This window comes from Ideonella sp. B508-1 (assembly GCF_000333615.1).
GTDB lineage: Bacteria > Pseudomonadota > Gammaproteobacteria > Burkholderiales > Burkholderiaceae_C > Ideonella.
The window spans coordinates 1-14,376 of sequence record NZ_BADL01000290.1; the positions used below are offsets into that span (position 1 = coordinate 1).

Here is a 14,376-nt window from a genome sequence, read left to right on the forward strand (position 1 = left end):
GGCGCCGCAGGCCCTGCCGCTGGGCGAGGCCCTGGCCCGCTGGGTGCCCCTGGCCCTGCAAGGCTATGCCCTGAGCGGCGATTTCACGGTGCTGCACCTGGTCACCGGCCTGCGGGCGGTGCGGGTGCTGCTGCCCTGGCTGCCGCCGCAGACCGATGCCAGCGTGCTGTGGCGGGTGGCGGTGGCCGGCTGGCTGGCCGCGCCGCTGCACCGCGCAGTGCCCCGCGCGCTGCCCGCGCCCGACACGCTGCCCGACTGGCCGGCCCTGCGCGCAGCCGCCTGCGCCCAGGACGACGACCATGTGATCAAGCTGGTGCAGGCCTGCCAGGACCATGCGGCCCATGGCCTGGCTGACGGCGGCCTGTGCCGGCAGGCGGCGGCGCGGGCGCTGGCCATCGGCTGAGGCGCGCCGCGGTCTGTCGGGCGGCGTTGCGGGCCATGCCGTCGCCCCTGCGTTCTGTCCCCCCGGGGGTGGCGCCTGGCGTGGCATCGCTCCACACTGCAGTCATTCACCACCCACCGGGAGACCTCCATGTCCGATGCCGACGACCTGGCCAAGCTGGCCGAGCTGCATGCCCGCGGCCAGCTCTCCGACGACGAATTCACCCGTGCCAAGGCGCGGCTGCTGCGTGGCGAGCCGCCGGTCAACGCCCTCGCCCAGAGCGTCAACGGCCTGCGCCGCAGCCGCGAGGACCGCTGGCTGGGCGGCGTCTGCGGCGGCCTGGCCGAGATCACCGGCCTGGCCTCGTGGATCTGGCGCCTGATCGCGGTGCTGCTGGTGCTCTTCGGTGGCACCGGCCTGCTGCTCTATGTGCTGCTGTGGGTCTTCGTGCCCGAGGCGCCGGTGCGCACGGCCGGCTACAGTGCGGGGCACTGAAGACACCCGTCCTGTTCCCGCCGCCCATGCCGTCTGCCGCGCCCCGTGTCCTGATCCTGCAACCCCTGGCCAGCGACGGCCCGGCCTTTCTGGCGCACTGGCTGCAGCAGCGCGGCCAGGCCTTCACGCTGTGCCAGGTGGCCGAGGGCCACACCGTGCCCACCGAAGCCGCTGAGTGGGACGCCATCGCCATGCTGGGCGGCACCATGAGCGTCAACGACGAACTGCCCTTCCTGCGCCGCGCCGAGGCCCTGATGCGCGATGCCATCGGCCGCGGTGTGCCCATCGTCGGCCACTGCCTGGGCGGGCAGATGCTGGCGCGCGCGCTCGGCGCGTCCACCATCGACAACCCCGAACCCGAGATCGGCTGGTCGCACATCGAGACCACCGCCGACCCGCTGGTCGCCGCCTGGCTGGGCGAGCGCGCCACGCTGCCGGCCTACCAGTGGCACTTCCAGACCTTCGCGCTACCGGCCGGGGCCACCCTGCTGGCGCGCAACGCCGCCTGTGCCCACCAGGCCTTCGCCTTCGGGCCGCACCTGGGCATGCAGTTCCACATCGAGGTGGATGCCGAGAAGCTGGACCGCTGGTGCACCGAAGCCCCGGCCGACGGCCACCCGCTGCGCGCCCATGCCGGCGTGCAGGGCGAGGCCGCGATGCGGGTCGATACCGTGCGCTGGCTGGCCGACAGCCAGGCCACCGCCGCGGGCATCTACGGCCGCTGGCTGGCGCTGGCGGCCGAGCGATTGGCCCGGACGGCCCGGGCGGCCTGACCCGCCGACCCCGGCCGGGTTTCAGTCCAGCTTCAGCGCCGCGGTCAAGTCGCCCATGGCCGGCTGGCCGTGGGCCTTCAAGGCCTCGTCGCGGGTGCGCAGCCCGGCCAGCGTGGGCAGGTCGAAGCGCCGGGTGATCAGGCGCAGCACCGAGCCGGTGTCGTAGGGCGTGGGGTCCACCGTGCCCTTCTTCGCGTAGGGCGAGATGACGATGGCCGGGATGCGGGTGCCCGGGCCCAGCTTGTCGCCCACCGGCGGGGCCACGTGGTCCCACTGGCCGCCGTTCTCGTCGTAGGTCACCACGATGACCATCTGCGGCCACTGCGGGCTGGCCTGCAGGCGCCGCACCAGGTTGGCGATCTGGCGGTCGCCATCGGCCACGCTGGCATAGCCCGGGTGCTGGTTGTACAGGCCCTCGGGCTTGTAGAAGGCCACCGGCGGCAGCGTGCCGGCGGCCGCCGCGCGCAGCAGGTCGCGGCCGTCCTGCAGGTGGGCGGCGCGGGCCTCGGGGTGGCGCAGCGGGTCCATGGCCACGTAGTAGTTGAAGGGCTGGTGGTGGGCCTGGAAGCCCACCGCCGCGGGCGAGGTCACGCCGGTCTGCTCGCTGGCGTAGATCACCCGGCGCGGCGCGCCGGCGGGCTGCTGGCCGTCGGCCACCGCCTTGGCCCAGGCCCCGGCGTACCAGGCCCAGCCGATGCCCTTGGCGCTGAGCAGGTCGCCGATGGTGGGCGTGGTCTGCGGCGGCAGCGTGGTGGGCTTGGCCGGGTCGGCCACCATCGGCGCCTTGGCAGCATCGGCCGGCGGGTTGCCGCTGGGCTGCCAGGCCGGCTGCATGGTGTTGACGGCGCGGAAGGTCCCGTCGCCGAAGTAGTTCTTCGGCGTCAGGTTGCCGGAGTGGACGAAGATGGGCCGACCGTCCATGGCCGAGGCCGGGCTCTTGGCCGACACGGCCAGGCGCGGCAGGTAGCCGCCCTGGGCGTCGCGCTCCAGCTCGGCGATGCTGGGCTTGGCCGGCGCCGTGTCGGCGTTGGGGTACTCGGGCGCGCAGGCGCAGATCAGGTACTGGTGGTTCAGGAAGGAGCCACCGAAGGCGCCCTGAAAGAAGTGGTCGGCCAGCACGTTCTCGCGCGCCAGCGCGGTCATCTCCGTCTCACCGGTGTCGAAGTGGCCCATCACCAGGCCGCCGCTGTCGCCCCAGGCCACGAAGCCGTCGTTGCGGCCGCCGTCGATCTGCATCTGGTTCTCGAAGAAGCGGTGGTACAGGTCGCGGGTGACGGTGTCCACGCCCAGGCGGGTGCCGAAGGCCTGGCCGATGTCGAAGGGCCGGTTGGGCAGGCCGGCGCTCTGGGCCTGGGTCACCGCGGGCAGCACGCCGGGCATGGTCACCCCGCCCCAGGTGGGCGGCAGGGCGGTCAGCAGGCTGCCGTCGCGGTCACGCTGGGGTGCGTAGGCGGCGGTGGCTCGGCCCTGGGCGTCCAGCACCGTGGCCAGGCCGTCGGCGCCGGGGAAGCCGCCGTAGAGGTTGTCGAAGGCGCGGTTCTCGGCGTAGATGACGACGATGTTCTGCACCTTGGCGCGCAGCGCGGCGGTCAGCGCATCGGGGGGAGCGGCCGGGGCCGCCGGGGCCGCCGGGGCGGCCTGCGCGTGCAGGGCGCTCAGCGCGGCCAGCGACAGCAGGCTGCGCAGCAGGAACAGGGGGGTCTTCATGGCTCGGGCTCCTCAAAGGACGCGGCGCGGCCCCCCGTCACCGGAGGCGCCGCGCCGCGCATTTGACACCAGGCCGGGTCAGGTCGGCATCAGAGGTTCAGCGCATTGGTCAGGTCGCCCATGGGCTGGCCACCGTTGGCCTTCAGGGCCTCGTCGCGGGTGGTCAGGCCCGGCAGGGTGGGCAGGCCGAAGCGGCGGGTGATCAGGCGCAGCACCGAGGCGGTGTCGTACTGGGTGTGGTCCACCGTGCCCTTCTTGGCATAGGGCGAGACGATGATGGCCGGGATGCGGGTGCCCGGGCCCATCTTGTCGGCGGCGGGCGGTGCCACGTGGTCCCACTGGCCGCCGTTCTCGTCATAGGTGATCACGATCATCATGTGCTTCCACTGCGGGCTGGCCTGCAGTTTGGACACCAGATCGGCGATCTTCTGGTCGGCGTTGGTCACGTTGGCGTAGCCCGGGTGCTGGTTGTAGACACCTTCGGGCTTGTAGAAGGCCACGGCCGGCAGGGTGCCGGCGGCGGCGTCGGCCACCAGGTCGTTGTAGTCCTTCAGGTGGTTGGCGCGGTCGGTGGCGTGGCTGACCGGGTCGAACTCGGCGTAGTAGTTGAACGGGTGGTGGTGGGCCTGGAAGTCCACGTTGGCCGTGGTGGCCACGCCGTAGCTGTTGCCCGCGTAGATGACCGAGCGGGTGGTGGTGGGGGCCTGCGTGCCGTCGCTGGTGGCGGCGCTCCAGGAGCCCGCGTACCACTTCCAGCTCACGCCCTTGGTGTTGAGCAGGTCACCGATGTTGGTGGCCGTCTGGGGCGGCAGCGTGGTGCTCTTGGCCGGGTTGGCGTAGAGCGCGTCGTTGCCATTGGTGTCCACCGGGGCGTTGCCGCTGGGCTGGTAGGCCGGCTGCATCGTGTTGATGGCGTAGAACTTGTTGTCGCCGAAGTAGTTGGCCGGCGCGATGTTGCCGCTGCTGACGAAGGCCGGCTTGCCGTCCATGGCCGAGGCCGGGCTGCTGGGCGACACGGTCAGGTTGTGCGTGTAGTTGCCGCTGCTGTCCTTGTCCACCACGGTGATGCTGGGGGCAGCGGTGGCGGTGTCGGCGTTGGGGTACTCGGGCGCGCAGGCGCAGATCAGGTACTGGTGGTTCAGGAAGGAGCCACCGAAGGCGCCCTGGAAGAAGTTGTCGGCCAGGGTGTACTGCTGGGCCAGCTTGAACAGGGCCGAGTTGCTGGTGTCGAACTGGCCCATCACCATGGCGCCGGAGTCGGCCCAGGCGACGAACTTGTCGTTCTTGCCGCCGTCGATCTGCATCTGGTTCTCGAAGAACCGGTGGTACATGTCGCGGGTGACGGTGTTGAGGTCCAGCGTGGCGTTGGCCGAGGTCTGGAAGGCCGTCTCGACACTGTAGGGCTGGTTGGCCAGGCCCGCGCTCTGGGCCTGGGTCACGGCCGGGGTGATGCCGCCGGCGGTCACGCCGCCCCAGACCGGGGGCAGGGTCGACAGGGCGCTGCCGTCGCGGTCCACCTGGGCGATGTAGGCGCTGGTGGGCTTGCCGCTGCTGTCCATCACGGCCGACAGGCCGTTGGCGCCGGGGAAGTGGCCGAACAGGCTGTCGAAGGAGCGGTTCTCGGCGTAGATGACGACGATGTTCTGGATGTCCGACTGCAGCGCCGCAGTGGTGTCGGGCGTGCTGTGGTCGCCGCAGCCGCTGGCGCCGAGGGTGGCGAGCAGGACGGCCGGGGCGGTCAGGGCACGCAGGGTGCGGATGTTTCCGATCATGGTGGGCGGGCAAAGAAGTTGAAACGTCCGCGCAGCATCGGCAGGCCCCGTGACAGTTCCGTGATGGTCCACTTCCCTGTGCTGGCTCTCGCCCTTGTCACTCGATGGACAGCTTCGCGGTCTTATCGTGTCGCCTGTTGCATGCCCCGATGTCCCGGACTTCTGTGAACGCCCTGTCCCGATTCCTGCGCCGCTGGCCGCTGGCGCTGGCCGCCGCCCTGCTGTCCGCCACGGCGGCCCCTTCCTTCTACGGCACCCGCTTCGAGCACCAGCCCGATGCCGCCACGCTGACCGATCTGGGGCGGGTGTTGTTCTTTGACCGCACGCTCTCGGCCTCGGGTCGCATGGCCTGCGCCAACTGCCACGACCCGGCCCATGCCTATGGCCCGCCCAATGGCCTGTCGGCCCAGAAAGGCGGCCCGCACCTGGACCAGATGGGCCTGCGCCCGCCGCCCTCGCTGATGTACCGCGCCGCCACGCCCAGCTTCTCCGAGCACTACCAGGAGAGCGAGGGCGACGACAGCATCGACAACGGCCCCACCGGTGGCTTCACCTGGGACGGCCGCGCCGCCAGCGTGCACGACCAGGCGGCCCTGCCCCTGCTGGCGGCCAACGAGATGGCCAATGCCAACCCGGCCGAGGTCATCACCCGCCTGGCCCGCTCGCCCAGCGCCGCACCCTTCCAGGCCGCCTTCGGCCCGCATGTGCTGGCCCAGCCCGAGCTGGCCTGGAAGGGCCTGCTGCTGGCGCTGGAGGTCTTCCAGCAGCACCCGCCCACCTTCTCGCCCTACAGCAGCAAGTACGACGCCTTTCTGCGTGGACAGGTGCAGCTTTCGCCGGCCGAGCACCGCGGCTTCGAGGCCTTCAACGACCCGCAGCGCGGCAACTGCGCGAGCTGCCACATCAGCGCCATCAAGCGAGGGACCTGGCCGCGCTTCACCGATGACGGCCTGATCGCCCTGGGTGTGCCGCGCAACCGCAGCCTGCCGGCCAACGCCGACCCGGCCTTCTTCGACCTGGGCCTGTGCGGCCCGCTGCGCACCGACCTGAAGGACCAGCCGCAGTATTGCGGCCTGTTCAAGACCCCGTCGCTGCGCAATGTGGCCACCCGCCAGGTCTTCTTCCACAACGGCGTGTACCACCGGCTGGACGAGGCGGTGCGCTTCTACGTCCTGCGCGACACCCAGCCGCAGCGCGTCTACCGCGACGCCCAGGGCCGGCCCCAGCGCGTGCCCGACGACCTGCCCGCGCCCTACCGCGCCAACCTCAACCAGGACGCGCCCTTCGGCCAGAAGCCCGGCGACAAGCCGCGCCTGACCGAGGCCGAGGTGCAGGACATCGTCGCCTTTTTGAAGACGCTGAACGACGGCTACGTGGTGCCCAAGACCGGCACCGCGCTGGCGGCACGCTGAGCCTGGCGCCTCAGGCGCAGAAGGCGCGCTCCAGTTCCTGCTGACAGGCCATGTCGCCCGCCGGCAGTGCTTGCTCGGGGCTGCCGCTGCCCTTGAGCAGAAGCCGGCGTGCGCAGCGGATGGCGGTGTCCAGGTGGGTGGCCAGGGTCGCTGCCGTCGGCGGGCGCCCGGGGTCGGCGCAACGCTCGGCATGGGCCGCGATGGCCTCGATCACCGGGGCTGGCAGCTGCCACTGACGGGCGATGCCGACCGACAGCCGGGCGCACATGGGCAGCAGGGTGGCGAGAAATTGCTGGCTGCCGGCCTGGGCCTGGGGCGGGAACACCTGGTCCATGACCCGCAGCGCGGCGATCATGCCCGTGTCCACCACCATGCCGGCCAGGTAAGCGTCAAAACGGGTTGAATCGCCGTCGGTCAGCCAGGCGCAGCCGTGCGCGCAGCGGGCGGCCTCGTCCCACAGGCGCGGGTTGGCGCGGGGTGCAAAGCGACCTTGCCGGGCACTGAAGACCGGGGTCATCAGCGCGCGGGTCACCAGCTGGCGCAAACCCCACTGGCCCAGCATCATCAACGCCTGCTCCAGGCTTTCCACCCGGCGCTGGCCGCGGAACTGCACCGAGTTGGCCAGGCGCATCACCTCGCCCAGCAGGGCCGGGTCCTGGGCCACCAGGGCGGCCAGCTCGCGGGCCGAGGCGTTCTCATCCTGCATCAGGCCCAGCAGCCGCGGCAGGGCGGTGGGCCGGCGGGGCACCAGGGCATCGGTCTCGGGCTGGACGACCAGTGCTGCCAGGCGCCGCAGCGTGTCACGCTCGGCGCCGCTGGGTGGCGTGTCTTCCCAGTGCGCCACCTGCAGCAACTCGCCGACAAAGCGCCGGTCCAGGTCGGGGTCGGCCGCGGCCTCCATCGGGGCGACCACCGCGGGGACCGCCGTGGCGGCGGGCTTGAGCACCGGCCTGGCCGGGGCGGTTTGCCGGGGCTCTGGCGCTGGCCGGGACCAGGCCTTCTGCAACTGCTGCAAGGGGCTCCACATGGCATTCGGGCGCAGAAAGATCGCGGGGCCCGCCAAGCCGGCGGGGGCACATCCCATTGTCGGCAGACCCGGGTCTCATCTTGAATCTTTCGCGGCCGGTCGAGCGGAACAATTCCGCACCATTTGAATGGCATCGAAGGGGCAATGCACCGCGCACAGCGCGCAACCGGTGCAGCCTGGGCTGTCGTGCAGCACCGCGTGCTTGGGGCCCCAGCCGCGCGGGTCGGCCGCCGCCAGCCACAGCACCTGGGGCGGACACAGGCCCACGCAACGGCCGCAGCCGGTGCAGCGCGCCGGGTCGATGGCCGGCAGCGCCTTGGCGGCGTGCGGGGCGTTCATGGGGCCGCTCATGGGGCGGCGAACATCTGCGTGGGCGTGAGCCCGAACTCGGCGCTGAAGGCGGTGATGAAGGCCGAGGGCGAGGCATAGCCGCACTCGGCCGCCACCGCCGCCACCTTGGTGCCCGCGGCCAAGGGCCCCAGGGCCAGCAGCAGGCGCAGCCGGCGCCGCCAGGCCCCGGGGGTCAGCCCCGTCTGGGCCTGGAACAGCCGCACGAGCGAGCGCTCACTCAGGCCCACGGCCTCGCCCCACTGGGCCCAGGTGCGGGTGTTGGCCGGGTCGGCCTGCAGGGCGCTGCAGAGGCGGCGCAGTCGCGCATCGGTGGGCAGGGGCAGGTCCAGCGCCGCCGGTCGGGCCTGGGCCAGCTGGTCCAGCGTCACCGCCACCAGGCGGCCAGGGGGGCCGGCCTCGTCGTAGTGCTCGGGCAGGCCGCACACCGCCAGCACCAGCTCGCGCAGCAGCGGTGAGATCTCCAGCACCTGGCACTGGGCCGGCAGGCCGGGGGTGTCGGCCTGCACGTACAGGCTGCGCATCTGCGCCGGGCCGATGTTGTGGATCGAATGGGCCAGCGCCGCGGGCACCCACACCGCCCGCTCCGGCGGCGCCAGAAAGCAGCCGTCGGCCGTCTCCACCTGCAGCACGCCCTCGATGGCATAGGACAGCTGGCCCCAGGGATGGGTGTGGGGCGCGCTCCAGGCGCCGGGCGCCAGGGCCTCCACCCGGGCCAGCACCGGGCGCGGAAGGGTGGCCAGGCGCGGGATGCGGCGTTCGGCCAGAGGGCGGCGCAGGGCAGTTTGGCGGTTTGGCGGCATGGCTTGGCGCAGCGCAGGCAGACGGGCGTGGCGAGAGCCCTTAGCCTAACGCTTCCCGCCAACGACCTGGTCCCGCCATGCGCTCTTCACCCACCCCCTTGGCCCCGCGCCGCGCCGCCACCGGCAAGGTCGACGTCTTCCTCGTCGGCATGATCACCGCCGTCCTGGTGGCCAGCCTGGCCCCGCAGGTCGGCCGCAGCGGCGGCTGGCTGCACCTGGACCAGGCCTCCGACGTCGGCATCTTCCTGATCTTCTTCCTGCATGGCATGGGCCTGTCCACCGAAAGCCTGCTGAGCGGGGCCAGCCGCTGGCGCCTGCATCTGCTGGTGCAGCTGTGCACCTACGCCTTCTTCCCGCTGTGGTGGTGGGCGCTGGATGCGGCCTTCGGCCAGTGGGTGCCGCCGGATCTGCGCCTGGGCTTCTTCTACCTGGCGGTGCTGCCCTCCACGGTGTCGTCCTCGGTGGCCATGACCGCGCTGGCCAAGGGCGACGTGGCCGCCGCCGTGCTCAACGCCAGCCTGTCCACCCTGCTGGGCGTGGTGCTCACCCCGCTGCTGGCCAGCCTGATGTTCCACACCGGCGTGGACGGCGGCGCCATGCCGCTGGGCGAGACCATGTTCAAGGTGGCGCGCATGCTGCTGCTGCCCTTCGTGCTGGGCCAGGTGGCGCGGCGCTTCGTGGGGGAGTGGTTCAAGCGCATCAAGCCCGTCACCCAGCTGGTGGACCGCGGCGTCATCCTGATGCTGGTCTGGTGCTCGTTCAGCGACGCGGTGGCCGACGGCCTGTGGGCCCGCCACGGCCTGGGCCTGCTGGGCCTGGTGCTGGTCGGTGCGGCGCTGTTCCTGTTCCCGATGCTGGCCTTCACCCGCTGGCTGGCGCGCCGCCTGGGCTTCCGGGTGGAGGACGAGATCGTGGCCATCTTCTGCGGCAGCAAGAAGACCCTGGCCTCCGGCGTGCCGATGGCGCGGCTGCTGTTTGCCGGCAACCCGGTGCTGGGCACCGTGGTGCTGCCCATCATGTTCTATCACCAGCTGCAGCTCTTCGTCTGCGCGGTGCTGGCGCGGCGCTATGCCGCGCGGGCCGGGCTTCAGGCCTCCGGCGTGGCGCCCAGCGCGGCGAGCTGACGCTTCAGCGCGGCGTTCTCGGCCTCCAGCGCGGCCACGCGCTGGCGCAGGCTCTCCAGCGTGTCGCCGCCGGCCGGCTGGGCCTCGGGTGCCTCGCTGCCTTCCTCTGCCTTGGGCTTGCGCTTGGCTTCGCGCACCCGCTTGGCCACCTGCTTGAGCTCGTCGGCCCCGGCCTGGGCGGCGGCGGCCTGCTCTTCGGCCGGCAGCGTGGCCACCGCGGCCGCGGCGTTGATCGACAGCGTGCCCGCGCGCACCGCGGCCACCACCTCTGGCGCGGCCTGCTGGTGGATCTTCTCGATCATCTGCACCTGGGCGCTGGACAGGCGGGCCGCCTTGGCCACCGCCTCGCGGCTGTCCAGCGGCTTGGGCTCGGGCAGGGGCGCGGCGGGGGCGCCACTGGCTTCACCGGCCCAGGGCGGGGCCTCGCCACCCGCGGGCTCGGCCGTGGCGGGGGCAGCGGCTTCCACCGCGGCGCTCGGGGCTTCGGCCAGGGCGGCCATGCGGGCGGCGTGGCGGGCCTCCAGCAGCTCGCGCTTGCGCAGGGCCAGCACACCGCGCTGGAAGTTGGACACGCTGCGCCGGCCCAGCTGCTGGTCGATCATCCACAGCTGCACGTCCTCCAGCGTCTTCAGGCGCGGGTTCTGCACCGTGCGGAAGGGGATACCGTGCTTGGTGCACAGGCGGTGGCGGTTGTGGCCGTCCACCAGCACATCGCCCCACAGCACCAGGGCCTCGCGGCAGCCCTCGGCCAGCAGGCTGGCCTCCAGGGCCTCCTCCTCTTCGGGGCGCAAGGGGTCGATGTAGGCCTGCAGGCCCTCGTGGATGACGATGGTGGGGGTGTCGGACATGCGAACTTGGGGGGAAGGGCGGGCAGGGGCCGGCATTCTATGCACGGGGCTTCAGCCGCCTCTCTAGAATCTCGGCCGTGCGCAAGTCCTGGCTGTCCTGGCGGTTCTCACTGCTGTCTCTCGTGCTCCTGCTGGCCCAGCAGGGCGCGGTGCTGCACGAGCTCAGCCACCTGCTGCCGGCCATGCGCGGCCAGGCCCCCGACGGGCCCGTGGCTGCCCGCCTCGTCGGCCCGTCCGAGCCGGGTGGGTCGGGCCGCGCCGACCATGACCATGCCGATGCGGTCTGCCAGCTCTGTCTGGGTTTCGCCGCGGTGGGCAGTCTGGCCGTCTGGCGCTTCGTGCCGCCCGCGCTGCTGGCCCTGCAGCAGACCCCGCCGCGCAGCGAGCCCTTCCTCTGGCGCGAGGCCGCGCGCCCGCCGCACAGCGCCCGCGATCCGCCGGGCCGTTTCACCGCCCTCCTGTCCTGAGCGGGACGGCCCGCGCCTTGGCGGCGCGGCCGACCCCGGCTCACCCCCATTTGCATTCCGATGCGCGCGACCGCAGGCCTGACTGTGCCTGGGCTCGTGCCCGGCTTCGTGCCAGGGCCTGTGCCTGTGCACCCGCCCGGTCCTGCGCGCATCGCAAGGAGCTTCTGCGTGAAGAACTTTCCCCGGACGAGCCTGGCGCTCGCCCTGTCCCTGGCCTTCCCCTGCGCCCTGAGCCTGCTGGCCACCCCCGCCCGTGCCCAGACGGCACCTCCCACCACCGCCACCGCGTCTTCCTCCGACACCGCGCCCACCCAGCGCGTGGAGATCAGCGCCCAGCGCCAGAAACTGGACGCGGCCCGCAACGGCCTGTCGCCCGACACCGGCAGCTCGGTCTACCGCTTCGACGCCGAGGACCTGCAGCGCCTGCCCGAAGGCGAATCCACCCCGCTCAACCAGGTGCTGCTGCAGGCCCCCGGCGTGGTGCAGGATTCGTACGGCCAGCTGCATGTGCGCGGCGACCACGCCAACCTGCAGTACCGCATCGACGGCATCCAGATCCCCGAGTCCATCAGCGGCTTCGGCCAGGCCCTGCAGACCCGCCTGGCCGACCACCTCTCGCTGATCACCGGCGCGCTGCCGGCCCAGTACGGCAACCGCACCGCCGGCGTGGTGGACATCCACACCAAGGACAGCACCTTCGCCAACGGCGGCAGCGTGGGCCTGGAGACCGGCAGCAACGGCCACCGCCAGGCCAGCGCCGAAGTGGGCGGCACCGAAGGGGCGCTGAGCTACTACCTGACCGGCTCGGCCCTGCGCAGCGACGAGGGCATCGAGAACCCCACCAGCAGCCGCCGTCCCCTGCACGACCAGACCCAGCAGGGCAACGCCTTCGGCATCGTGTCCTACCTGCTCAGCCCCCAGACGCGGTTGAGCGCCATGGGCGGCTTCTCCAACAACCGCTTCCAGATCCCCGACGTGCCGGGCCAGACGCCCAGCTTCAGCCTGAACGGCAGCGACAGCATCGACTCGGCCACGCTGGACGCGCGCCAGAAGGAGCGCAACCGCTTCGGCGTGCTGGCGCTGCAAAGCACCCTGGGCGAGGGCGTGGACTACCAGCTGGCCGCCTACGTCCGCAGCACCGACGTGCACTACACCCCGGACGACCGCGGCGACCTGATGTTCAACGGCGTGGCCGCCAACGTGCTGCGCAGCAACGACGCCGCCGGTCTGCAGGGCGACCTGAGCTGGACGATCAACCCGGCCCACACCCTGCGCAGCGGCTTCTCCTTCCAGCACGAGCGCGGCACCACCGACAACACCGCCCAGGTCTTCCCGGCCGATGCCGACGGCAACGCCACCAGCGACGTGCCCGAGACCATCGTCGACAACAGCCGCATCATCGGCCACCAGTGGAGCGCCTATCTGCAGGACGAGTGGACCCCGATCCAGGCCCTGACCGTCAACTACGGCCTGCGCTACGACCAGGTCAACACCGTGGTCAACGAGCACCAGCTCAGCCCGCGCCTGGGCGCCGTCTACGACCTGAGCCCCAGCACCCGGGTGCACCTGGGCTATGCGCGCTACTTCACCCCGCCGCCCACCGAGCTGATCGACCAGACCTCGGTGGCCAAGTTCCTGGGCACCACCAACGCCCTGCCTTCGGACGCCAACACCGCCGTGCGCTCCGAGCGCAGCCACTACTTCGACGCCGGCATCTCGCAGCAGCTCAGCCCCGCGCTGACCGTGGGCCTGGATGGCTACTACCGCAACGTGCGCCACCTGCAGGACGAAGGCCAGTTCGGCAACGCGCTGATCTACTCCGCCTTCAACTACCAGAAGGCCCGCATCTGGGGCCTGGAGCTCAGCGCCAACTACCATCAGGACGCCTTCTCGGCCTATGCCAACGTGGCCCTGGCACGGGCCTTCGGCAAGGGGCTGGAGAGCGGCCAGTTCAACTTCGAGCAGGACGAGCTGGACTACATCAACAGCCACTGGGTGCACCTGGACCACGACCAGGCCACCTCGGCCTCGGCCGGCGTGAGCTACCGCTGGGCCGAAGGCACCATCGCCTCGCTGGACCTGATCCACGGCAGCGGCCTGCGCAACGGCTTTGCCAACACCGGCCACCTGCCGGGCTACACCCAGGTCAACCTGGGCGTGCAGCACAGCCTCACCCTGGCCCAGGGCCTGGGCCCCACCGAGCTGCGCGCGGCCGTCACCAACCTGTTCGACAGCGTCTATCAGATCCGCGACGGCTCGGGCATCGGCGTGGGCGCGCCCCAGTACGGCCCGCGCCGCGGCGTGGTGCTGGGGGTGACCCAGCGCTTCTGAGCAGGGTGGTGAGCTGACGGGTCAGCCGCTCAGGCCGCCGGGGGAAAGCTCACCTCGGCGGCCGGCACCAGCGTCACCTGCACGCCGAAGCTGTCCATGTTCGACAGCGTGCGGTTGTGGTGGGCGATGATCTGCGGCGCCGTCAGCACCCCGTTGTCCAGCGTCGAGTGGCCATCCGACACCAGCGTCACCGGCAAGCCGTGCTCCAGCGCGCCCAGGGTGGTGGTGCTCACGCAGAAATCCGTCTGCGCCCCGCAGACGACCAGCGCCGTCACGCCCCGGGCCTGCAGCTTGCCCATCAGGTCCGTCTTGAAGAAGGAATCGGGCGTCGTCTTGCGCACGAACAGGTCGCCCTCGGCCGTCTCCAGGCCGGGCGCCAGCTGCCAGCCTTCGCTGCCATGGCGCATCAGCGGGTGGTCGTCCTCGTGCTGGATGAACACCACCGGCGCCCCCGCCGCACGCGCGGCGCGCGACACGCTGTTGATCCGGTCGATCAGGCCGGCCGCATCGTGCACGGCCCATGGGCCGACACAGAGGGTGGTCTGGACATCGATGACGAGCAGGGCGGTGGTCATGGGGTCTCCTTGAGGGGCTGGGACAGGGATTTCGGATCATCGCAGCCCGTGGCTTACCGCGTGTTACCGATCGTCGGATTCCACCGACGCTCGGCCTGCGCCAAGGCATGGCGCCATGCCCTCGGATGGGGGATGTCTGCAGATTGGTCACCTCGCCACCCCATTCGCTGGGAATAATCCCCGCCATCACGGAGGGGGAGAGCCATGCTCAAGCAGGCCAACGAACAAGTCGGGCGCGCGTTCGCGCAGGTGGCACGCTGGCTGGGCCAGGCGGGGCAGGCGGCGGCGCCGGTGGCGCGCCGGGTGCTGGGG

The 14,376-nt window shown here is 71.7% G+C and carries 14 protein-coding genes; 7 read left to right on the top strand and 7 right to left on the bottom strand.

What is annotated here, in order from left to right; all coding sequences use genetic code 11:
• From I73_RS12340 to I73_RS27650, 3 genes are all read left to right on the top strand, one after another.
• The coding region (locus tag I73_RS12340; RefSeq protein WP_022980887.1) for a questin oxidase family protein at window positions 1-403 on the top strand (403 nt) is incomplete at its 5' end.
• A 129-nt stretch (window positions 404-532) separates the two neighbouring features.
• Entirely contained in the window at window positions 533-877 is a 345-nt protein-coding gene (locus I73_RS12345) for a PspC domain-containing protein (protein ID WP_022980888.1), read from the top strand.
• A 26-nt stretch (window positions 878-903) separates the two neighbouring features.
• Window positions 904-1,650, top strand: a complete 747-nt coding sequence (locus I73_RS27650; protein WP_022980889.1) for a type 1 glutamine amidotransferase — start codon at window positions 904-906, stop codon at window positions 1,648-1,650.
• A gap of 21 nt (window positions 1,651-1,671) precedes the next feature.
• On the opposite strand, the gene acpA (I73_RS12355) is transcribed toward I73_RS27650, so the two are convergent.
• Complete coding sequence (gene acpA, locus I73_RS12355; protein WP_022980890.1) at window positions 1,672-3,357, bottom strand: acid phosphatase; 1,686 nt, start codon at window positions 3,355-3,357, stop codon at window positions 1,672-1,674.
• Between the two features lie 89 nt (window positions 3,358-3,446).
• Window positions 3,447-5,129, bottom strand: a complete 1,683-nt coding sequence (gene acpA, locus I73_RS12360) for an acid phosphatase (RefSeq protein WP_022980891.1) — start codon at window positions 5,127-5,129, stop codon at window positions 3,447-3,449.
• 149 nt (window positions 5,130-5,278) lie between these two features.
• Between acpA (I73_RS12360) and I73_RS12365 the strand changes: the two genes are divergently transcribed.
• Window positions 5,279-6,541 carry a cytochrome-c peroxidase gene (locus I73_RS12365; protein ID WP_234409495.1) on the top strand — a complete coding sequence of 421 codons (1,263 nt, stop codon included), beginning with the start codon at window positions 5,279-5,281 and terminating at the stop codon, window positions 6,539-6,541.
• A gap of 10 nt (window positions 6,542-6,551) precedes the next feature.
• Here I73_RS12365 and I73_RS27655 read toward each other — a convergent pair whose 3' ends face one another.
• The 3 genes from I73_RS27655 to I73_RS34600 all read right to left on the bottom strand — a co-directional run bounded on the left by I73_RS27655 (window position 6,552) and on the right by I73_RS34600 (window position 8,719).
• The gene (locus tag I73_RS27655; protein WP_159105882.1) at window positions 6,552-7,568 is read right to left on the bottom strand and encodes an HDOD domain-containing protein; all 1,017 of its coding nucleotides are present in this window, start codon (window positions 7,566-7,568) and stop codon (window positions 6,552-6,554) included.
• Window positions 7,569-7,643: 75 nt separating this feature from the next.
• A complete protein-coding gene (locus tag I73_RS12375; RefSeq protein WP_022980894.1) occupies window positions 7,644-7,907 on the bottom strand; it encodes an ATP-binding protein in 264 nt (87 codons plus the stop codon).
• Window positions 7,908-7,915: 8 nt separating this feature from the next.
• Window positions 7,916-8,719, bottom strand: a complete 804-nt coding sequence (locus tag I73_RS34600; RefSeq protein WP_022980895.1) for a helix-turn-helix domain-containing protein — start codon at window positions 8,717-8,719, stop codon at window positions 7,916-7,918.
• A 77-nt stretch (window positions 8,720-8,796) separates the two neighbouring features.
• On the opposite strand from I73_RS34600, the gene I73_RS27660 reads away from it, so the two are divergent.
• Window positions 8,797-9,843: a bile acid:sodium symporter family protein gene (locus I73_RS27660; protein ID WP_051049193.1), complete on the top strand. Its 1,047-nt coding sequence runs from the start codon at window positions 8,797-8,799 to the stop codon at window positions 9,841-9,843.
• Here I73_RS27660 and I73_RS12390 read toward each other — a convergent pair.
• Complete coding sequence (locus tag I73_RS12390; RefSeq protein ID WP_022980897.1) at window positions 9,807-10,691, bottom strand: hypothetical protein; 885 nt, start codon at window positions 10,689-10,691, stop codon at window positions 9,807-9,809. The two genes, I73_RS27660 and I73_RS12390, sit on opposite strands and share 37 nt — an antisense overlap.
• Window positions 10,692-10,768: 77 nt before the next feature.
• Here I73_RS12390 and I73_RS12395 point away from each other — a divergent pair, with 77 nt between their 5' ends.
• On the top strand, window positions 10,769-11,158 hold the full coding sequence (locus I73_RS12395) for a DUF2946 family protein (RefSeq protein ID WP_022980898.1): 390 nt from the start codon (window positions 10,769-10,771) through the stop codon (window positions 11,156-11,158).
• Between the two features lie 168 nt (window positions 11,159-11,326).
• Complete coding sequence (locus tag I73_RS12400) at window positions 11,327-13,489, top strand: TonB-dependent receptor (RefSeq protein ID WP_022980899.1); 2,163 nt, start codon at window positions 11,327-11,329, stop codon at window positions 13,487-13,489.
• A gap of 29 nt (window positions 13,490-13,518) precedes the next feature.
• Here the strand turns inward: I73_RS12400 and I73_RS12405 are convergent, their stop codons facing one another.
• Window positions 13,519-14,064 (bottom strand): cysteine hydrolase family protein, encoded by a 546-nt coding sequence (locus I73_RS12405; protein ID WP_022980900.1) that lies wholly within the window; start codon window positions 14,062-14,064, stop codon window positions 13,519-13,521.
• Window positions 14,065-14,376 lie beyond the last annotated feature (312 nt).